Origin of the sequence: Micromonospora sp. CA-240977, from assembly GCF_050942285.1 — a bacterium.
In the GTDB taxonomy this organism is placed as follows: domain Bacteria; phylum Actinomycetota; class Actinomycetes; order Mycobacteriales; family Micromonosporaceae; genus Micromonospora.
Genome location: NZ_CP192055.1, coordinates 7053836 through 7073943 on the forward strand (window position 1 = coordinate 7053836; position 20108 = coordinate 7073943).

The following is a 20108-nucleotide window of genomic DNA, read 5'->3' on the forward strand; positions in this document are numbered from 1 at the left end:
TGCCGCAGTCTGCCGCGCTCAACGGCCGAAGTCCACCCCATTGGCCATCCACTGGCGGTCCGGACGACGGTACCGGCCGGTCGGGCGGGCGGGGTGTTCCACATCACGCTCTGTTGTCACCCGACCGGGTGTAGGGGGCTCAAACCGCCGGCGGCCCGAACTCGCAGAACACCACCGATGCGTCGTCCGTGGGCTTGTGCCGGCGCAACCGGTCGGGGTGGTCGCGCTCGGCGGCCCGGACCCGGTCGAGCAACGCGCCCGGCCCGTCGGCGCTCAACAGGTCCAGCAGTCCGCCCCAGTCGGTGAGCGCGAACTGCTCGACCGCGCTGGACGCGCCGTCACTGAGCAGTGCCGCCCGGCGGATTGCCGCCGGACCTCGCCGGGGCATCGTCCCGGTCACCGCGTGGAAGGCGGCGTCCGGGTCGGCGGCGGCCACCCAGTAGCCGTGGGTGCGGTTCATCCGCTCCCGCTGGACGCTCACTGCGTGCCGGAACCGGGTGACCGGATCCGCCGCTCCGCCCGGCAGAACGGCCACCGTCTCCCGCAACTCGACCATCGCCGCGTCCAGCCGGTTGTCGGTGACCACGCTGACCTGACCCCCCGCGTCCAGGACCAGCGGACTGTCGCAGAGCACCAGGTAGTCCACCTGGTCACCGCAGTCCCGCAGCAGGCAGACAGTGCTGGACGGGGTGCCCGGATGGTCGAGGTCGCACTGCCCGCCGTGGTCGGCACGCACCGCGAGGATGGCCGCCGCCAGGTTGCTGGTCAGCCGCGCCGCCGGGCGGACCGCCTCCGCGAGACCGATCCGGGCGGCGAGGTGCCGGACGTACCACTCCGGCCCGTGCACGCAGCCGGTGTCGAAGCCCTCCGGCACTGTCGCGCCGTCCAGCACGCCGACCAGCGGGCCGAACCGGAAGACCAGGTCCTCGTTGACCGGCCGGCCCGGGGCCGGTGCGGACGCGGAGCGTACCCGCATCACCGGCACCGGCCCCGCCGCGCCGACCGGATCAGCGCTGCCGAATGTCGTCGGCGGCCGCATGCGCCTCTCCCTGCACCTGACCGGCGGCCGAGCGGCCCTTGTCGCTCACCGCGGACATCCCGTGCTGGGCACTGGACCGCACCGACTGTGCCGCCTGCTGCGCGGGCTCGCGCAGGTTGTCCTGCACCTGGTGGCCCATCTGGCTCGCCTGCTCACGCAGCTGACCGGAGTGCTCACTGACCATGTTGCGGGCTCGTCCGGCGAGTTGCCGCTCGCGTCCGCTCGGCGGAATGAGCGAGGCGGCCAGCAGACCGACGCCGAAGGCGACCAGACCGGCGGCCAACGGGTTGCCCTGCGCCTGCTCGCGGGACTGCTGCCCGAGCGAACGGGTCTCGTCGCGGACCGAGCCGGCCGCGTGCGTCATCCGCTGGCCGGCCTCCTGCCCCAGGTGACTCGAGCTGCCCATCATCTTCTCCTTCGCTCGGGTGAACGTGTCCCGGGCCTGCCCGGCACGGTCACCGGCGATCCGACGCGGGTTGACCTTGTCGGTCAGCGCGTCGACGTCGTTGCTCAACTCGGTGCGGGTGGTCTCGATCTCCCGCCGGATCTGATCCGGATCACTGGACATGATCTGTTCCCTCCCGATTGCGTCACCGACCCCGCATTGCGTCGGGCAACTCCCGGGCGGTCTGCTTCGTCCGGGGCAGCACCGCACGTGCCCGCTTCAGTTGGGTCCGGGCGTTGATGAAGAGACCACCGGCCACGGCGGCCCAGATCACCGCGACGATCAGCGCCGCCCACCCCTGGTCCATCGTGTTGGACAGCCCCCACCAGAGGGCGTACGACACGAAGAGCACCGCCAGGAACCCGGCCAGCCCGGCGCCGCCGAACATGCCGCCAGCCTTGCTGGCCTGGCTGACCTCCTCGCGGAGTTCGGCCTTGGCCAGCTCGACCTCCTTACGCACAAGGGTGGACATGTCCCGGGTCACGTCGCCCAGCAACTCGCCGACCGAGGCCTGGGTCCGTTCCTTCTCCGGGGCGCTCACGGGGCCACCCCACCTGGCAGGTCGGTCGACGGCTGGTTGGCCGGCGAGACGTTCCGCGCCCGTGCCGTACCCGCGTACGGCTGATCAGGCTCCGCCGGCATGCCCTGCGGTTGGTACGACCCGCCGGACGCGTTCCCACCTCCGCCGTTACCGGACGCCTGCCCGGTCAGGCCACGGGTGAGCCGCCCGACAAGCAGTCCGGCCACCGCCGCGCCCGCGAGGAACGTCCCCGGGTTGCGTCGCGCGTACGTGCGTACCTCGTCGAGCACCTCACCGGGCTCGCGCTCGTCGAGCCATCCGGCGGCCTGCTGGGCGGCGTCGGCGGCCTTTCGTACCACCTGACCGGCCAGTCCGGAATCGCCATCCCGCTCGGCCATCGAACTGAGGTTCTGACCCAGGTCGCGAAGACCCCCGGCGGCCCGCTGCTGCTGCTGCTGCGCCTGGTCACGTAGCTGCCCACCGGCCTCGCCGGTCAACTGCCGGGCCTGTCGCCGCGCCTCTGCGGCCACCTGCCCACCCTGTTCAGCGGCGGCGTGGGCGACCTGACCGCCGGCCTGGGTGGCCTGCTGGCCGACCCGGGAGGCCTCCTGCCGGGCCTGTTGGGCTCTACCGCTCGACGATCCGCTCTGGTTCGTTGTCGTCATCCCCCGCTCCCTTCCTGAGTCCAGGGTCGCGTGGCGGCCCCGGAACGCCTCCCGCCTACCCGCCTGGCCGGCCGGCATGCGGTTGTGCCGGCCGGCCAGGGGTGCGACGACCGGCAGCGGAGGCGACAACGGGAGGAATCGGCGGAATCGGCCGCCGGGGCGCAGCAGGAGGTAGGGCGGTCAGCGACGCCGGTTGCGGGCGCGCGACGAGCGCAGCCGGCGGAGCCGGCCGATCAGCAGGGGGTCCGCGACCAACGCGGCCGGGTTGTCGAGCAGCCCGTTGAGCAGTTGGTAGTACCGGGTCGACGACACCCCGAAGGTGTCCCGGACGGCCTGTTCCTTGGCGCCGGCGTGCCGCCACCACTGCTGCTCGAAGGCGAGGATGGCGCGTTCCCGTTCGGTAAGCCCAGCTGGTGGCGCGCTGGGCGCAACCTCGACCCCGTCGTCCGGCTCGGGATCGTCGGTGCTCTCGATGGGCGGCACCGGCCGCGGGGTCGGGACCGTCGGCGCGCCAGCACCCGCGGCGTCACCCGGACGAGCGTCGGTGGACGGCTCGGGAGCGGCCGGGGTGGCGTCGGCGGACATGGCACTCAGCCTAGCCAGGGACGACCCGGGTCGCACCAGCCGGCGCGGCCGGCCCCGCACCGTCGGGGAATCCCGACGGCCGGGCCGACCGCGCCGCGTCGTACCGGTCGGGTCAGGAGATGTCGCGGCGACGCATCACCCAGAGCGCCGCTCCGAGGATCACCACCACCGTGACCGAGAGCAGCACCGAGGACTGCTGCCAGGTGATGTCCAGGGTCTCCGGTTCGCACGATCCGCTGAAGGTCGCGTTGCAGGAGTCCCAGTCCTGCAGGGTGATCGTCTTGGTCATCCAGGCCAGCATGTACGTGGGCAGCAGGAACGCCTCGGCCCAGCGCACGCCCGCCATATCCAGCAGGATGCCCAGGCCGAACTGGCCGACCACCATCACCGCCACCACGCCACCGAGGGCCATCGCGGTGTGCCGACCCAGCGACGCCAGGGCGAAGCCGATGGTGGTGAGCACCAACACCAACACCACCCCCCGCACGCCGGTCAGGACGAACGACTGCCAGGCACCGGAGGTCATCTTCTCGGTGCTGCCCCGGAATGTGGCGACGGCCCAGAACCCGGCGAACCAGAGCACCGCGGCGGGCAGCGTCACCGCCAGCATGCCGGTGAGCAGCGCGGCCAGCTTGGTGAGCAGTACGGTGAGTCGCTTCGGCCGCCAGAGCAGCAGGTTCATCATGCCGCCGGTGCTCCACTCGGCACCGATGAAGGACGCGCCGACCACGAACCCGACCAGGGCGAGGATCGCCGCGAACGGGATCAGCGTCTCGTCGAACGTGTCCCGGAAGTCGAACGTCGAGGGCAGGTACCACTGCGCCTGGAACTCCTCCCGGGGCACCGGCATCATCTCCGAGCAGTCGCTGGGGTAGCGGCCGTCGCTCGGCGTACCGGCCGCCTTGTCCCGCTCGCAGTTGGCCCGCTGCTGCTCCGTGTCGCGCACCTGCATCTGGTACTGCTGCTCGGCCTGCTGCTCGGCCTTCGCGTACTGCCCGGCGTCGAGCTTCTGGTTGCTGAAGAACACCCCGATGACCACCGCGGCCAGCACCAGCAGGCCGAGCAGCGTCATGTACCTGGTGAACCGCCGCTTGGTGAGCCGGCGCAGCTCCGTACGAAAGAGGCTCACGCGCCCCACCCTCCCCCGGTGGTGCCGGGCTGACCCGCGCCACCGACCTTCATGGACTCGTCGACCTGCCGGTGCTGACCGGGGACCGGCGCGGTGGACGTCAGTTCGAGGAAGACGCTCTCCAGATCGACGGCGATCGGCGCCAACTCGCTGACGTAGAGGTTGTGCTCGGCGAGCAGGCGCGTCACGGAGGCCGGCTTGTCGACACCTGTCAACATCAGGTGGTCGCTGTGGCCGGTGACTCCGATCCCGGCCTTGGTGAGCGCCTCGGTGGCCGCCGGCAGGTCGCTCACCGCTTCCAGCCGGACCCGGACGGCACCTGACGAGTGCTGCGCGAGCACCTCGTCGACCGGGCCGAACGCGACCCGCCGGCCCAGCGAGATGATGGTGACCGAGTCGCAGATCAACTGGATCTCGCCGAGGATGTGGCTGGACAGCAGCACCGTCATCCCGGATTCCGCGAGATCGCGCATGAGCGAACGCATCTCCCGGATGCCGCCCGGGTCGAGGCCGTTGGCCGGCTCGTCGAGGATGAGCAGCTTCGGGTTCTTCAGCAGGGCCGAGGCCACGGCGAGGCGCTGCTTCATGCCCAACGAGTACGTCTTGACCCGCTCGTCGGCCCGGTCGCGCAGCCCGACGAGTTCCAGCACCTCGCCGACCCGGACGGCCGGCACCTCGCCCGCCCCGGCCAGCAGGGACAGCGTGTCCCGGGCCGTGAAGTGCGGGAAGAACTGCGGGCTCTCCACGATCGCGCCGACCTGGCCGGCGACAGTGGGCAGCGCGTCGGGGACCTCGTGCCCGAGCAGCACCATCCGGCCGCCATCGGGTCGGATCAGGCCAAGCAGGGTACGGAGCGTGGTGGTCTTGCCGGACCCGTTGGGGCCCAGGAAGCCGTGCACCTGCCCCGCGTCGACCCGCATGTCGAAGCCATCGAGCGCGTTGCGGGCACCGCGTCGACGACTCTTGTACGTCTTACGTAGACCTTCGATCTCCAGGACAGCTGGCAAGCTGCACCTCCCCCAATGGGTGGGCGTGACAGCCGACACCATACGCGGTATGCAGACGCACGCAATACGCGGTATGCATCGACGCGCCGAAAGGGCTACTTCATCGACGGAGCGTGACCGCTCAGGCGCAGATGACCTGTACGCCGGCGGCGCGGAACGCGTCCACCAACTCCGGGTCGGCACCGGAGTCGGTCACCAGCGTCTCGACCCGCTCGACCGGACAGATCCGGGCGAAGGCGTGACCCCCCAGCTTGGACGAGTCCGCAATGATCACCACGCGCTTGGCCCGAGCCACCATCAGATTGTTCATCGCGGCCTCCCCCTCGTGGTGGGCGGCGGCACCCAGCTGCGGGTCGATGGCGTCCACGCCGAGCAGCGCGACGTCCAGGGTGACCTCGCGCAGCAGCGCCCCACCCAGCGGGCCGACGAGTTCGAACGACTTCGGTCGGACCACCCCGCCGGCCACCACCACCTTCATCCGGGACCGCACGAGCAGCTCGTTGGCGATGTTCAGCGCGTTTGTCACAACTGTCAGCTGCGCGCCCTCGGCACTGGTGTTCAGGTCCGGACGCACGGCGAGCGCCCTCGCCACCTCGGTGCTCGTGGTGCCGCCGTTCAGGCCGACCACGGTGCCCGGCGTGACGAGCGCGGCGGCGGCGGCGCCGATCCGCTGCTTCTCCGCCGAGTGCTTGGCTGTCTTGTAGCGCAGCGGCAGGTCGTACGAGACCCCGTTCGCGACGGCGCCACCCCGGGTCCTGGTGATCATCTGCTGCTGGGCGAGCTGGTCGAAGTCACGCCGGATGGTGGCCTGGGAGACGTCCAGCCGCTCGGCTGCCGCCTCGACGCTGACCCGGCCGTTGTCGGTCAGCATCTCGAGCAGGGCGTTCCATCTGGCGTACCGGTCCACCGCGGGGGCCCTCCCAGTGACTGCACGGACGGTGATTGATTGCGTGCACACTAGTGCGCGAAACTAGGCTGGCGCAAAAGGCTGATCTGCGCGATCGGTTGGTCAGTTGCCACGGCCACCGGCGTTCGCGCAGAATGACGCGCGAAATACGTGCCTAACGAGCCGTATTGCGCACCGGTCGCCCCTGCGAGGAGTTTCCCATGGCGTACGTGGACGCGGAGATCGCGAGCCAGCCCGACTGCTGGCGGGAGGCAGCCGTACTGGCCGGCGTCGTACACGGTGACCTGCCCCGCCCGGGTGAGCGGGTCGCCGTCGTCGGTTGCGGCACGTCGTGGTTCATGGCGATGGCGTACGCGGGCCGCCGCGAGCAGGCCGGCCAGGGCGAGACCGACGCGTTCCAGGCGTCCGAGTTCCCCGCCGGCCGCCGCTACGACCGGTTGATCGCGATCACCCGCTCCGGCACCACCACGGAGGTGCTGGAGCTGCTCGCCGCGTTGCGCGGGCGGACCCCCACCACCGTCATCGTCGGCGACCCGGCGTCACCGGCGGTCGAGCTGGCCACCGCCGCGGTGACCATGCCCTTCGCCGACGAGCGGTCGGTGGTGCAGACCCGCTTCGCGACCACCGCCCTGGCCCTGCTCCGGGCGCACCTCGGCGACCCGGTGACCGCGCTCGCCGCCGACGCCGAAGTCGCGGTGCGATCCCCGCTGCCGATCGACCCGGCCACCATCGGGCAGGCCACCTTCCTCGGTCGAGGGTGGACGGTGGGCCTGGCCCAGGAGGCAGCGCTGAAGTGCCGGGAGGCGGCCACCTTCTGGGCCGAGGCGTACCCGGCGATGGACTACCGGCACGGTCCCATCTCGGTCGCCGCGCCCGGCCGACTGGTCTGGGCGTTCGGCGAGCTACCCGACGGACTACCCGAGGACGTCGCCGCCACCGGGGCCGCCTTCGTGCACAGCCGCACGCACGGTTGGCGCACCGTGCTGGGCAGTTGGTCCGCCGGTCGTACCCCGGTCGACCCGATGGCCGACCTGATCCTGGCGCAACGATTCGCTGTCGCGCTGGCGACCAGCCGCGGCCTCGACCCGGACGCGCCCCGACACCTGTCCCGGTCCGTGGTGCTGGCGTGACAGGCGGCGACGCCGGGGCCACCGACCAGGTCGTCGTCGCGCTCGATGTGGGCGGTACGGGCATGAAGTGCGCCCTGGTCCGACCGGACGGCGTCGCGGTACGCATCGAGCGGCACCCCACAGGCGCCGCACGCGGCCCGGCGGCCGTGGTCGGCACGATCCTGGACGTGGCCGATGGGCTGGCCGCCAAGGCCCGAGCCGACGGGCTCACGCCGATCGCGGTCGGCATCGCCGTACCCGGGGTGGTGGACGAGGCGCGCGGCGTGGCGGTCTGGTCGGCGAACGTGGGCTTCCGGGACGTACCCCTGCGGGACCTGGCGGTGAAGCGACTCGGCCTGCCCACCGCGCTCGGCCACGACGTGCGCGTCGGTGGTCTCGCCGAAGCGCGGCTCGGTGCCGGGCGCGGCGCCGGGCACGTGCTGTTCGTGGCGATCGGCACCGGCATCGCCGCCGCGCACGTGGTGGACGGCTCGGCGTCCGTCGGCGCGCACGGTGCGGCCGGGGAGATCGGCCACATCATGGTCCGGCCCGACGGCCCGCGCTGCGGTTGCGGTCGACCCGGCTGCCTGGAGACGATCGCCTCGGCCGCCGCCATCGGCCGCCGCTACGCCGAACTGGCCGGCGAGGCGGCTGGCGCTTCCGTGACGGCGGCTGATGTCGCCGAGCGGGCCGCGGCCGGGGAACCGCTCGCCAGCCAGGTCTGGCAGGACGCGGTCGAGGCGCTCGCCGACGGCCTCGCCACCGGGCAGGCGTTGTTCGACGTGGCGACGATCGTGCTCGGCGGTGGCCTGGCCCAGGCCGGCGACCGGCTGCTGACCCCACTGCGGGCCGCGCTGCACGAGCGGATGACCTTCCACCGGGAGCCGCGACTGGTCGCGGCGGCCCTCGGCGACGAGGCCGGTTGCCTCGGTGCCGCCCTGCTCGCCCTGGACGCGGTACGCGTCCAAGACCATGACGCGGTACGCGTCCGTGACCATGACGCCGTGCGCGTCCGTGACCTTCAGGAGAAGCGATGACCGTGCGGGTGGACGGCCGAGTGGTGACCCCGACCGGTGTCATCCGACAGGGCTGCGTCGAGTGGGACGGGGGTCGGATCACCGCGGTCGCCGAATATCCGTCGGTACGGGACGGCAACTGGATCCTGCCCGGTTTCGTCGACATGCACACCCACGGCGGAGGCGGGCACACCTTCACCACCGGGGACGCCGACGAGGCCCGGGCGGCGGCCGACTTCCACCTCGCACACGGCACGACCACCCTGTTGGCCAGCCTGGTCAGTGCGCCCTACCCGCTGATGCGCGCGGCCACCGAGGCGTTCGCTCCGCTTGTCGACGAGGGCGTGCTGGCCGGGGTCCACTTCGAAGGTCCCTACCTCTCCGCTGCCCGTTGTGGCGCGCAGAACCCGGAGTACCTGCGCGACCCGTCGACCGACGAGTTGACCGAGCTGATCGAGTTGGGCCGGGGCGCGATCCGGATGGTCACCCTCGCCCCGGAACGCGACGGCGCGTTGGAGGCGATCAAGCTGCTCACCGCACAGCGGGTGGTGGCGGCGGTCGGTCACACCGACGCGACGTACGAGCAGACCCGCGCCGCGGTCGCCGCCGGCGCGAGTGTCGGCACCCATCTGTTCAACGGCATGCGCCCGGTGCACCACCGCGAGCCAGGGCCGGTGGTGGCCCTGCTCGACGCGCCCACCGTCATCTGCGAACTGGTCGCCGACGGCGTGCACCTGCACGACGGCATGCTGACCTTCGCCGCCGCGACCGCGGGCCCGGACCGGGCGGCGCTGATCACCGACGCGATGGCCGCCGCCGGCATGGCCGATGGCGAGTACGAGCTGGGCGGCCAGGACGTCACAGTGACCGACGGGGTGGCCCGACTTGCCCGCGACGGTGCGATCGCCGGCAGCACGCTGACAATGGACGCCGCGCTGCGGCACGCCGTGAACGCCGGCATCCCGATCGCCGACGCGGCGCGCATGGTGGCCACCACCCCGGCGCGCGCCATCGGCCTGGGTGACCGGGTGGGCGCCATCCAGGTTGGCCTCCGCGCCGACCTGGTGGTGCTGGACGAGGACCTCAACGTGGTCCGGGTTCTTCGCGGCGGCTCCTGGATGGAGTGATGTCGGAACCTTCGGCGCGCGTGCTGGCACGGGGGAGCTGAACCCTGCCATCCGCTGCCGGCATTACCTGTCGCGCAGCCTGTAGAGCTGCCCCAGCCGTGGGGCAGGCAGCCCTACCCGCCGACCCCGGGGCGTGGAACAGGCCGCTCCACCGGCCTACCCCGGCACGTGGGACAGACAGCTCCACAGGGCTACCACGGCACACGGGACAGGCGGCTCTACCGGCTGCCCCGCACGTGGGGCAGCTCTACAGGCTGCCGACGACCAACCGCCGGCTCCGGTGAGCCCGCGGCGGGCGCGGGGCCGTTCGGCGGGCGCGGGGCCGTTCGGCGGGCGGAAGGTCAGCCGAGGCTCGGCACTTCCACGCCGAGCACGGCCTGCTCGTCGGGGCGGTGCACCAGCACGTCGGCCAGGTACGACTGGACCGCGTGGCGCATCCCGACGTCCCGGCCGGCCTGCTCGGAGAGCAGCCACTTGTGCTCGATGATCTGCGCGAACAGCTCCTGCGGCTCCAGCTTGCGACGCAGATGCGCGGGGACGGCCCGGACCACCGGCTCGAAGACCTCGGTGAGCCAGCGGTGCGCGGCCTGCTGCTCGTCGATCAGGTCACTCTCCGCCCGATAGGCGTCCAAGTCGTTGAGCAGCTTGCGCGCCTGGTTCTCCTCGGCGTCGAGACCGGTCAGCCGCAGCAGCCGCCGGGTGTGGTAGCCGGCGTCGACGACCTTCGGCCGGACCAGGTAACGCCCGTCGTCGATTGAGGACATGGCCACCTCGGCCACGTCGAAGCCCAGCTCGTTGAGGCGGCGGATCCGGCCCTCGATGTCGTGCCGGGCCTCCCGCTCGATCGCCTGCTCGTAGGTGATCTCGTGCCAGAGCCGCTCGTAGCGCTGCACGACCTCCTCGCAGACCACCTCGGGATCGATGGACTCGTGCAGCAGGCCGGCGGCCTGGAGATCCAACGCCTCGCCGAAGATGTTCACCCGGGCGATCTCCAGGTCCTCACCACGCTGACCGTTGGAGAGCGAGTTGTGCAACGCGCCCGTCTCCGCGTCCACCAGGTAGGCGGCGAACGCGCCCGCGTCCCGCCGGAACAGCGTGTTCGACAGCGAGCAGTCACCCCAGAAGAACCCGGTGAGGTGCATCCGCACGATCAGGGCGGCGAGCGCGTCGAGCAGCCGGCTCATCGTCTCCGGCCGCAGGGTGTGCGAGAACAACGCCCGGTACGGCAGGGAGAACTGCAGGTGCCGGGTGATCAGCACGGATTCGAGGGGTTCCCCGTCCTCGGTCTGCCGGTCGGCGACGACCGCCACCGCCTCGACCGACGGGAAGTCGATCCGCTCCAGGGCGCGGAGCAGGTCGTACTCCCGCTCGGCGATCCGCTCGCGGGTCTCCTTGAACGCGTAGACGTAGTCACCAAGCCGGACGAACCGGACGATGTGTCGGGAGATGCCCTGCGGCAGCGCCACCAGGTGTTGGGCAGGCCACTCCTCCAGCGGTGTCGACCAGGGCAGGTCGAGAAGCGCCGGGTCCACGAGGGCAGAGGTGATCCGCACGGGCACAAGCATGACTGGTCGCCCCCCGCATCCGCCCCTGATCGTGGTTGGGCCCACAGCGCCGAACATCCCCGCCTCGCGCCGGGCCGGTAGCGTGGTCGCGTGCTCAAACCCACGGCGGTACGACGTGACCTGCGGCTACGGCCTGTCCGCCCGGCCGGCTGGTGGTTCGACGCGCTCCTGCTGGTCGCCCTGGTCGGGTTGACTGTGGCGCTCGCCGCCGACCAGCTCTTCGGGGTGGACCGCGCGGTCGCCGACTGGGCCGACGGGCACCGACCCATGGTCGCCTACTGGGTGGCCCGGGTGTTCAACCTGCTCGGCCAAGGCACCCCACTGACCCTGATCGCCGCCGGGCTGGGTGTGCTGCTGGCCGTCCGGCTGCGGTCGGTGCGGCCGATCCTGCCGCCGGTGGTCGGCTTCGTGCTGACCTACCTGACGATCGGTCCGTTCAAGGTCTGGACCGCGCGGGCGGCACCGAGCGCCAGCGTCAAGGAACCCTTCCTGCCCCCCGAGCAGACCCTGCCGCTGTTCCACGACGACCTGCCGGTCCGATTCGCCCAGTCCTACCCGTCGGGGCACGTCGCCAACGCCATCGTCTGGTACGGCGTCATCGCACTGCTGCTCGCCCCGCTGGCCCGCAGCTTCGGCCGGCACCTACCGGCCCGGCTCGTCACCGTGATCCGCATCGTGCCGCCGCTGGTCGTCCTCACCACCACCACCTACCTCGGCTGGCACTGGCTGACCGACTCGGTGGCCGGGCTGCTGCTGGGCCTGCTCCTGGACCGGCTGCTGCACCGGGTGCCCTGGGACGGCGTTCCGCTCCCCGGCCGGCTACGCGAATGGGACCGGCCGTTCACCTCGTACCCCTAAGCTTTCGGTCCGTGGAGCAACTGGCGCGGCGGCTCGGCGTACCCGATGCGGTTGTCATCGGTTTGGGCTCGATGCTCGGCGCGGGCGTCTTCGTGGTCTTCGGTCCGGCCGCCGCGGCGGCCGGCGGCGCCGGCCTGCTGCCCGCGCTGGTGCTGGCCGGCTTCATCGCGTACTGCAACGCGACAAGTTCGGCGCGGCTGGCGGCCCGTTACCCGGAGTCCGGCGGCACCTACGTCTACGGCCGGGAGCGCCTCGGACCGTTCGCTGGTTTCCTGGCCGGCTGGGGCTTTGTGGTCGGCAAGACGGCGAGCTGCGCGGCGATGGCGTTGACCATCGGGGCGTACCTGTGGCCGGGTCAGGCCCGGCTGGTCGCTGTCGCGGCGGTGCTCGCGGTGACCGCGGTGAACCTGCGCGGCATCGGCAAGACGGCTACCGTGACCAGGGCGCTTGTCGCGCTGGTGCTCGCGGTGCTGGTCCTGGTCGCGGTCGTCGGCCTGGTGGCCGGGCCGGTGCGCCTGGATCGGCTCGGCGAGCCCGGCGGCTCCGCCCGGGGCGTGCTCACCGCCGCCGGGCTGCTGTTCTTCGCGTTCGCCGGGTACGCCCGGATCGCCACGCTCGGCGAGGAGGTCCGGGACCCGCAGCGGACCATTCCCCGGGCGGTGCCGCTGGCGCTCGGGGTGGTGCTCGCGATCTACCTGGTGCTGGCCGTGATCGCACTCGGCGTGCTCGGCGTCGACCGGCTGGCCGGGTCCGCAGCGCCCCTTGTCGACGTGGTGACCGCCGCCGGGCTGCCCGGCCTGGCCTGGGTGGTCCGCGCCGGAGCCACCATCGCGGTCGTCGGGGTGCTGCTCTCCCTGGTCGCCGGGGTCGGTCGGACCACCCTGGCGATGGCTCGCCGCCGCGACCTGCCCGCCGCGCTGGCCGCCGTGCACCCGGTGTACCAGGTGCCGCACCGGGCCGAGATGGCGGTGGCCGCCGTGGTGATCGTGGTGGTGCTGCTCGGCGACGTGCGCGACGCCATCGGCTTCTCCAGCTGCACAGTGCTGGTCTACTACGCGATCACCAACGCGGCGGCGCTGACGCTGGGCCGCGAACCGGCGCGGAAGCTGCCGGTGCGGGTGCTCGCCGGCCTGGGGCTGGTCGGCTGTCTACTGCTCGCGGTCAACCTGCCGTTCGGTAGCGTCCTCGCCGGCTTCGGCGTGCTGGCCGCCGGCGCCGCCTGGTACGCGCTGCGCCGGGCCCGCCGGTGACCTGAGCAGGCCACCGGCGGTCAGGGGTCAGCGACTCAGCCGCCGGTACCGGCGTACCGCCAGCGGCGCGAACGTCGCGATCAGCAGCACCGGCCACACCACCGCCAACAGCATGGCGTGCTCCGCCGGCCAGGAGTCGCCACCCAGACCGGGGTTGCCGAACAGTTGACGGATCGCGGCGACGGTGGCCGAGAGCGGGTTCCACTGCGAGATGGCGCCGATGACCGAGGGCATCAGCTCGGGCGACACGAAGACGTTGGAGATCGCGGTGAACGGGAAGGCGGCCGGGAAGACGATCACGCCGACCGTGTCCGGGTTGCGGACCAGCAGCGCCAGGTAGATCCCGACCCAGGTGATCGCGATCCGGAGCAGCAGGAGGAGCCCGACGGCGAGCAACGCCTTGCCGACACCCTGTCGCCACTGCCACCCGACGAGCAGGCCACAGACCAGCAGGGTGGACATCTCCAGCAGGGCCCGGAGCAGGTCGGCGGCACCGCGGCCGGTCATCAGGGCGGACCGGGCCATCGGCATCGACCGGAACCGGTCGACGACACCCCGGCTGAGATCCAGCGCCACGCCGCTCGCGGTGGCGCCGAGGCCGTACAGCATCGTCATCACGAAGACGCCGGGCAGCAGGAACTCGCGGTAGTTGCCGCCGCCGGCCACCTGCATGCCGCTGCCGAACACGTACCCGAAGACGAGAACGAACATGATCGGCAGCGAGAAGTAGAGGATCAGCTCCTCCGGTGCGCGGATCACGTGGATCATGTTCCGCCGGGTCATCGTCCAGCCGTCAGCCACCGCCGCCGTCATGCCACGTCCGCCTTTCGTCCCACGCCGACGGGCTCGCGGGCCTCGTCCGGCCGGTGCCCGGTCAGGTACAGAAACGCCTCGTCCAACGTGGCGCGCCGGAGGCCGACGTCCTCCACCGCGACCCCGGCGTCGTCCAACGCCCGCACCACGTCGACCAGCCCGGCGACCCGGTCGACCACCGCCACGCTGAGCCGCCGCACCTCCGGATCGTGCTCCGGCTCCGCGGCACAGATCGACGCGACGATGCGGGCAGCACGGGTCAGGTCGGCCGCATCGCGTACCACCACCTCGATCCGGTCACCGCCGGTCATCGACTTCAGCTCGTCCGGCGAGCCCTCGGCCACCACCCGGCCGGCGTCGATCACCGAGATCCGGTCGGCGAGCTGATCGGCCTCCTCCAGGTACTGCGTGGTGAGCAGGACGGTGGTCCCGTCCGCGACCAGGCCGCGGACCAGGTCCCACACCTGGTTGCGGCTCCGCGGGTCCAGACCGGTGGTCGGCTCGTCGAGGAAGAGCACCCGCGGGGTACGGATCAGGCTGGCCGCGAGGTCCAGCCGGCGGCGCATCCCACCCGAATACTCACCGGCCGACCGACCCGCCGCCTCGTCGAGCCCGAACCGTTCCAGCAGTTCGTCGGCGCGTTGGCGGGCCGCCCGTCGGCCCAGCCGGAACAGCCGACCGAACAACTCCAGGTTCTGCCGGCCACTGAGGATCTCGTCGACCGCGGCGTACTGCCCGGTCAACCCGATCCGGGCGCGCACCTCGTCCGGCTGACCCCGCACGTCGAACCCGGCCACACTGGCCCGGCCCGCGTCGAAGCGCAGCAGCGTGGTGAGGATCCGAACCGCAGTCGTCTTCCCAGCGCCGTTCGGTCCCAGCAGTCCGTACACAGTGCCGGTCGGTACCGCCAGGTCGAACCCGTCGAGCGCGCGGGTGGGGCCGTACCGCTTGCCCAGACCCTCGGCGACCACCTCGTATGTCGTCATGCCCCCACGGTGGCGTCGGGCGCTGACGGGTCACGCACCGCCCGCTGACGGCGGCGCACCGGGCCGGCTCGCGGCTCCGGCTCGCTCCGCCTCGGTGATCTCGTCGAGCACGAGGATGATCTCCGAACGGGTGGCCTCGCCGACGTACCAGCCGGTGAGCCCGCCGACCAACGCCTCCTCGCAGAACCGTTTCGCCTCGACCAGATCGCCGCGCAGCCGGGCCACCTGGGCGAGGCCGAGGCGGGCGCTGGCCACGAACTCGGGCGCGCCACTGCGCTGCGCCAGGACCAGCGCGCCGGCGAAGTCGTCCCGGGCCGCGGTGAGATCACCGGCCCGCAGCCGGATCTCGCCCCTGGTCCGCAGCATGTCGGCCTGGTCGACGGCCGACCCGAGCGCCTCCACCAGTCCCATTGCCTCATCCATGTGGGCGCCCGCCGTCTCCGGGTCGCCCTGCCAGGCGGCCAGTTCGCCGAGCGCGCCGAGCGTGATCATGCAGCCCCACCGGTCCCCGGTGCTCCGGAAGCCGTCGAGCGCGGTGGCCAGCGCGGTCCTGGCCCGGTCCCACTGGCCACTCCACATCAGCGCCGAGCCGCTTCCCATCGCGCCGAGCGCGTTGATCCAGGTATCCGGACCGACCAGCCGCCGCAGCTCCCGCATCAGCTCCTCGACGTGCTCGGCGCCGCCGGACGGCGGCCCGGTCGAGATCCCCGACAGGTACAGCAGGAACGGTTGACGAGGTGCCCGGTCGAGGCTGCGGATCACGGAGCGCTGTGTGCCGAGCGACGGCAGGTGACCGGCACCGGCGAGCGACGTGTTGTAGACGCAGAGCGCGAACTCCTCGCTCAGCCCGGACGGCGCTTCGGCTCCCAGCAGGTCGAGAACGTCGGCGGCCAGCCGGGCCGCTTCGCCGCGCATGCCCCGCAGCCACCAGTAGAACGACAGGGCCGCGACCAACCCGGCCGCGTCGGGCCCGTCACCGGCCGCGGTGGCCCGGCGCAGGGCAGCGTGCAGGTTGTCCCGCTCGGCGTCGAGCCGCCGCAACCACTGCAACTGTTCGGCCTGCCGAAGGTGGTCGCTGGCGGTCCAGGCGAACTCCAGGAAGTACGCGGTGTGCGCACGACGTAGCTGGTCGGCCTCGCCGGCTTCCCCGAGACGTTCGGCGCAGAAGGCGCGCACCGTTTCGAGCATCCGGTACCGGCCACCGCTGAACTCCACGAAGGACTTGTCGGCCAGCCCGCTGAGCGCGTCGACGAACTCGGCGCTGGGAAGGCCGCAAACCCGCCCGGCGGCCTCCAGCGTCGCGCCGCCCGCGAAGACGGTCAGCCGGCGGGCCAGTCTCCGCTCGGCGTCGTCGAGCAGGTCCCAGCTCCACTCGACAACGGCCCGGAGCGTGCGGTGTCGGGGCGACGCGGCCCGGCTGCCCATGGACAGCAACCGGAGCCGGTCGTCGAGACGGGCGGCCACCTCGGCGACGGGCAACGCCCGCAGCCGCGCGGCGGCCAGCTCGATCGCCAACGGCAGGCCGTCGAGGGTACGGCAGATCCGCAGCACCACGTCGACGTTGGCCGGCGTGACGGTGAAGTCGGGTGCGACGTCGGCGGCCCGTTGCACGAAGAGGCTGACCGCCGCGTAGTCGTCGGCCTCCTTCGTCGACGCGTCCGGTGGCGGCAGGGTGAGCCCGGACAACTGGCACAACGCCTCGCCGGCCAGCCCGAGCGGCTCACGACTCGTGGCGAGCACGCGCAGCGCCGGGCACGCCCCCAGCAGTCGTGCGGCGAGCCGGGCCGCGTCGGCGATGACGTGCTCGCAGTTGTCGAGCACGAGCAGCAGCCGCCGCTCGGCCAGCGCCTCGACCAGTCGGTCGGTGGACTGTCGGCCCGGCTCGGCCGGGGCCCGCAGCCCCGCGTCACGCAGACCGAGCGCGCTCAGCACCGCCTGCGGTACGTCCGACCCGTCGGCCAGCCCGGCCAGCTCGACGAAGTGGACCTCGCCGTCGAGGCGTCCCGCCGCCTCGACGGCCAACCGGGTCTTGCCCGCTCCCCCGGGGCCGGTGAGGGTGACAAGCCTTCGCTCACCGAGCAACGCGCCAACGCGCGTGAGTTCCTCCTCCCGCCCGACGAAGGTGGTGAGCTGGCTCGGCAGCGCCTTCTCGCTCGTCGGGGGCACGGCGGAGCTGTCCCCGCCGCGCCGCACGGCGGAGCTGTCCCCGCCCCGCGATACGGCGGAACTCTCGTCGCCCCGCAGCACGGCCAGGTGGATCGCGGCCAGCGCCGGCGACGGGTCGACCCCGAGCTGCTCGGCCAGGCTGCGCCGGGCGTCCTCGAACTCGGCAAGCGCCTCGGCCGGCCTGCCCTGCGCGGACAGGGCGCGCATGAGGTGGCCGCGCGACCGCTCCCGCAGCGGATGCGCCACGACCAGTTGCCGCAACTCCGGGACCAGTTCCGCGTGCCCGCCCAGCGCCAGCTCCGCCTCGATCCGATCTTCGGTGGCGGCCAGCCGCAGCTCGTCCAGCCGGGCCGCCTGCGCGGGTACGCCGGCCACGTCGATGACGTCGGCCAGGGCGGGACCACGCCACAGCTCCAGCGCCTCGCGCAACACGTCCGCCGCGCGGGGCCAGTCACCACCGGCGAGCGCGCGACGCCCGGCCTCGGCGAGCCGCTCGAACCGGTACGCGTCGACGTCCGCGGGATCCACGGCGAGGCGGTAGCCGGCCGGGTGGAACTCGACAGGGGTGTGCTCGGCGGGCAGCGCCTGACGCAGCCGCGACACCAGGGACTGGAGCGCGTTGGCGGCGCCCCGCGGCGGGTGCTCGCCGTACAGACCGTCGATCAGCCGCTCGGCGGACACCACCCGCCCCGCGTCGAGCAGCAGGAGCGCCAGCAGCGCGCGCAGCCGTGGACCGCCCACGGCGATCTCACGCCCGTCGGCCAGCAGCACCTGGGTCGGCCCCAGGACGCGGAAACGCATGGCACTGATTGTCACCCAGTGCCGGCCGGTTCCCGCTGACCGCCCGCACACCGATGGCCCGGTACGCGCGGGCGGCCGTATTCACGGAGGTCGCGCAGCGGACGGTGAACCGGTCAGCTCACCTCGGCGGCCCCGTCCTGCCGGCGGGTCAGTTCGAATTCGTCGGCTGGGCCGCCGGCGGATGTCGAGGGAGCACCCCCGCCGGCAGGAACGGGAGGTGCCGCGCCGACCCCCGGGTCCGTCCGGCCCGGCCCCGAGGAGGGCGTCCCCGTCGGGGTGGGCAGCCCGCCGTGGACCGGCCGGGCCGGTCGAGGAACCGGACCCGGGTGGGCGGGCGGGGCGCACTGGCTCGTCAGCCAGTCCAGCCCGCGCCGCCGTGCGACAACTGTCAACCGGTCGCCCGCGAAGATCACCTGGCGGGGGTCGAGGTCCTTCCACCAGATCGTCCTGCCGCCGCCGGCCGGGGTACGAGCGATCAACCGGACCTGCCCGTCCCGGTTGACCACGTCCAACGGTCGACCGTCCAACTCGGAGCCGGGGGCGACCGGCACCTCGGCGACCGGCAGCGCATGCCTGTCGACCGGGATCGTGGTGATCACCGCGCGTTCGGTGAGTGCCCCGATGAAGGCCGGGGCGGCCAGGTAGGAGACCGACCGGGACACCCCGAGGGCGAAGGTCTCCTCCACGCGTTCGGCGAAGTCACCGTCGAAGAGCCGCAGCACCACCCGCAGGTCGGGTTGGAGGTCCCGGGCGGCGAGCGCCGCCTCCAGGTTGGCCACGTCGTCGGTGGACGCCACCACCAGCGCCTGACAGTCGGCCACCGACGCGGCGACCAGCGTCTCGGAGAGCGCGGCGTCGCCGACGATCACCGGCACCTCCAGCTGACGCGCCAGGGCGCCGCCGCGCGGCGCCGGATCCTTGTCGATCGCCACCACCTCGACGTCGTACTCCCGCAGCTGCGCCATCACCCGGGTGCCGACGTTGCCCAGGCCGATCAGCACGACGTGCCCGGCCCGCGCGGGCTGCAACCGGCCGGTGTGCAGGGCCAGCCGGGCGTTGACGATGCCGTCCACCACGACGGCGGTGATCAACGGGATCAGTGCCAACCCGGCCAGGTTGAGCACCACCTGCATGATCTGCGCCCCGGCTGGCTTGGCGGTGTCCGGGTCGGCGCCGCTGAGGGTGGTGACCAGGGTCAGGTACAGCGCCTCCAGCGGGGAGACGCCCTCGGTGCGGGAGATCAGCGCGCCCAGCACCGCGATCACCGCGAGCACCAGCATCACCGCGACGCCGATCTTGCGGGTCGCGAAGCCGCGTACCGCTCCCAGCAGCACAGTGACCGGACGACGTCGCCGGCGGGCCCGGACCAGCCGACGGGCGGCGACCTCGGTGCCCGGCGGCTGCCCGGTCGCCTCGGCGAGCACCAGGTCCGCGCCGGCCTGCTCGGCCGGCAGCAACTCCACGCCCTGCGCCTCGGTGAGGTGGGCCAGGGCGCAGACCACGTCCTGTGGGCGGACGTCGGCCCGCCGCGCCACCCGGAGCGTCTTGTCGCGGTGTTGGAAGGAGCTGGGGTCGACCTCGCCCAGCGCGGCGGCCACGAAGGCCGGCGCTGCCATCTCGGCGTCGGAGAGCACCTCGACCGGCGCCTTGATCAGCTTGCGGACACCGTCGGCGAGGGTGCCGTTGAACATCCGCAGCACCTGCCGGACCTGCTGATCGACGGCCTGCGCGCACAGCGCCGCGTGCAGGTTGCCGACGTCGTCCTGATGCAGCAGGGCCAGCCCGGTCGCCCCGGCCAGGCCGGCGGCCTCGAAGGTGGACACGTCCAGCCGGTCCGAGCGGACCACCCGGACCCCGCGCAACCCCGCCACGTCCGGGCCGTTGCTGCGGTAACGCTCCGGCACCACGACCGTCACCCGGGCCCCGCCCGCCGGCAGTTCGGATTCGAGCAGCGCCCGAGCCACGTAGTAGGCGAGCGCGTCCTTCCCGCAGACCACATAGTGCGGGCGCGGATCACCGACCGACCGCAGTCGCCAGTTCCACTCGACCGCCCGTCGCGCCCGGTCCCGCCACGGCTCCGCCATGCCCGGATCGTAATCAGCACGGCCATGGTGGGCGAC

At 72.6% G+C, this 20108-nt stretch carries 18 protein-coding genes; 5 read left to right on the forward strand and 13 right to left on the reverse strand.

Annotated features, from left to right (window positions below; translation table 11 throughout):
* Positions 1-139: 139 nt before the first annotated feature.
* The 8 genes from ACQPWW_RS32130 to ACQPWW_RS32165 form a co-directional block, all read right to left on the reverse strand.
* The gene (locus ACQPWW_RS32130; protein ID WP_433127559.1) at positions 140-1039 is read right to left on the reverse strand and encodes a hypothetical protein; all 900 of its coding nucleotides are present in this window, start codon (positions 1037-1039) and stop codon (positions 140-142) included.
* On the reverse strand, positions 1008-1607 hold the full coding sequence (locus tag ACQPWW_RS32135; protein WP_433127560.1) for a DUF3618 domain-containing protein: 600 nt from the start codon (positions 1605-1607) through the stop codon (positions 1008-1010). The genes ACQPWW_RS32130 and ACQPWW_RS32135 overlap by 32 nt, the downstream gene beginning before the upstream one ends.
* 22 nt (positions 1608-1629) lie before the next feature.
* A complete protein-coding gene (locus ACQPWW_RS32140; RefSeq protein WP_433127561.1) occupies positions 1630-2025 on the reverse strand; it encodes a phage holin family protein in 396 nt (131 codons plus the stop codon).
* A complete protein-coding gene (locus tag ACQPWW_RS32145; RefSeq protein ID WP_433127562.1) occupies positions 2022-2669 on the reverse strand; it encodes a hypothetical protein in 648 nt (215 codons plus the stop codon). The genes ACQPWW_RS32140 and ACQPWW_RS32145 overlap by 4 nt, the downstream gene beginning before the upstream one ends.
* 180 nt (positions 2670-2849) lie before the next feature.
* Positions 2850-3254 (reverse strand): DUF3263 domain-containing protein, encoded by a 405-nt coding sequence (locus ACQPWW_RS32150; protein ID WP_433127563.1) that lies wholly within the window; start codon positions 3252-3254, stop codon positions 2850-2852.
* Positions 3255-3366: 112 nt separating this feature from the next.
* Positions 3367-4383 (reverse strand): ABC transporter permease subunit, encoded by a 1017-nt coding sequence (locus tag ACQPWW_RS32155; RefSeq protein ID WP_433127564.1) that lies wholly within the window; start codon positions 4381-4383, stop codon positions 3367-3369.
* Positions 4380-5303 carry an ATP-binding cassette domain-containing protein gene (locus tag ACQPWW_RS32160; protein ID WP_433134706.1) on the reverse strand — a complete coding sequence of 308 codons (924 nt, stop codon included), beginning with the start codon at positions 5301-5303 and terminating at the stop codon, positions 4380-4382. Before ACQPWW_RS32160 ends, ACQPWW_RS32155 begins: the two co-directional genes overlap by 4 nt.
* A gap of 208 nt (positions 5304-5511) precedes the next feature.
* Complete coding sequence (locus ACQPWW_RS32165) at positions 5512-6297, reverse strand: DeoR/GlpR family DNA-binding transcription regulator (protein ID WP_433127565.1); 786 nt, start codon at positions 6295-6297, stop codon at positions 5512-5514.
* Positions 6298-6497: 200 nt separating this feature from the next.
* Here ACQPWW_RS32165 and ACQPWW_RS32170 point away from each other — a divergent pair, with 200 nt between their 5' ends.
* The 3 genes from ACQPWW_RS32170 to nagA all read left to right on the forward strand — a co-directional run bounded on the left by ACQPWW_RS32170 (position 6498) and on the right by nagA (position 9549).
* Entirely contained in the window at positions 6498-7427 is a 930-nt protein-coding gene (locus tag ACQPWW_RS32170) for an SIS domain-containing protein (RefSeq protein ID WP_355027529.1), read from the forward strand.
* A 62-nt stretch (positions 7428-7489) separates the two neighbouring features.
* Entirely contained in the window at positions 7490-8443 is a 954-nt protein-coding gene (locus ACQPWW_RS32175; protein ID WP_433134708.1) for an ROK family protein, read from the forward strand.
* On the forward strand, positions 8440-9549 hold the full coding sequence (gene nagA, locus ACQPWW_RS32180) for an N-acetylglucosamine-6-phosphate deacetylase (RefSeq protein ID WP_433127566.1): 1110 nt from the start codon (positions 8440-8442) through the stop codon (positions 9547-9549). Before ACQPWW_RS32175 ends, nagA begins: the two co-directional genes overlap by 4 nt.
* Before the next feature lie 341 nt (positions 9550-9890).
* Here the strand turns inward: nagA and ACQPWW_RS32185 are convergent, their stop codons facing one another.
* On the reverse strand, positions 9891-11114 hold the full coding sequence (locus ACQPWW_RS32185) for a DUF4032 domain-containing protein (protein WP_433127567.1): 1224 nt from the start codon (positions 11112-11114) through the stop codon (positions 9891-9893).
* A 120-nt stretch (positions 11115-11234) separates the two neighbouring features.
* Here ACQPWW_RS32185 and ACQPWW_RS32190 point away from each other — a divergent pair, with 120 nt between their 5' ends.
* The gene (locus ACQPWW_RS32190) at positions 11235-11972 is read left to right on the forward strand and encodes a phosphatase PAP2 family protein (protein WP_433134710.1); all 738 of its coding nucleotides are present in this window, start codon (positions 11235-11237) and stop codon (positions 11970-11972) included.
* 11 nt (positions 11973-11983) lie between these two features.
* Entirely contained in the window at positions 11984-13222 is a 1239-nt protein-coding gene (locus tag ACQPWW_RS32195) for an APC family permease (RefSeq protein ID WP_433127568.1), read from the forward strand.
* Between the two features lie 27 nt (positions 13223-13249).
* On the opposite strand, the gene ACQPWW_RS32200 is transcribed toward ACQPWW_RS32195, so the two are convergent.
* The 4 genes from ACQPWW_RS32200 to ACQPWW_RS32215 form a co-directional block, all read right to left on the reverse strand.
* Positions 13250-14035, reverse strand: coding sequence for an ABC transporter permease (locus ACQPWW_RS32200; protein ID WP_433127569.1), 786 nt, complete (start codon positions 14033-14035; stop codon positions 13250-13252).
* Positions 14032-15021, reverse strand: a complete 990-nt coding sequence (locus ACQPWW_RS32205) for an ATP-binding cassette domain-containing protein (RefSeq protein WP_433127570.1) — start codon at positions 15019-15021, stop codon at positions 14032-14034. Before ACQPWW_RS32205 ends, ACQPWW_RS32200 begins: the two co-directional genes overlap by 4 nt.
* Positions 15022-15051: 30 nt before the next feature.
* Positions 15052-17988, reverse strand: a complete 2937-nt coding sequence (locus ACQPWW_RS32210; protein ID WP_433127571.1) for a BTAD domain-containing putative transcriptional regulator — start codon at positions 17986-17988, stop codon at positions 15052-15054.
* 113 nt (positions 17989-18101) lie between these two features.
* A complete protein-coding gene (locus ACQPWW_RS32215; RefSeq protein WP_433127572.1) occupies positions 18102-20072 on the reverse strand; it encodes an NAD-binding protein in 1971 nt (656 codons plus the stop codon).
* Positions 20073-20108: the final 36 nt, after the last annotated feature.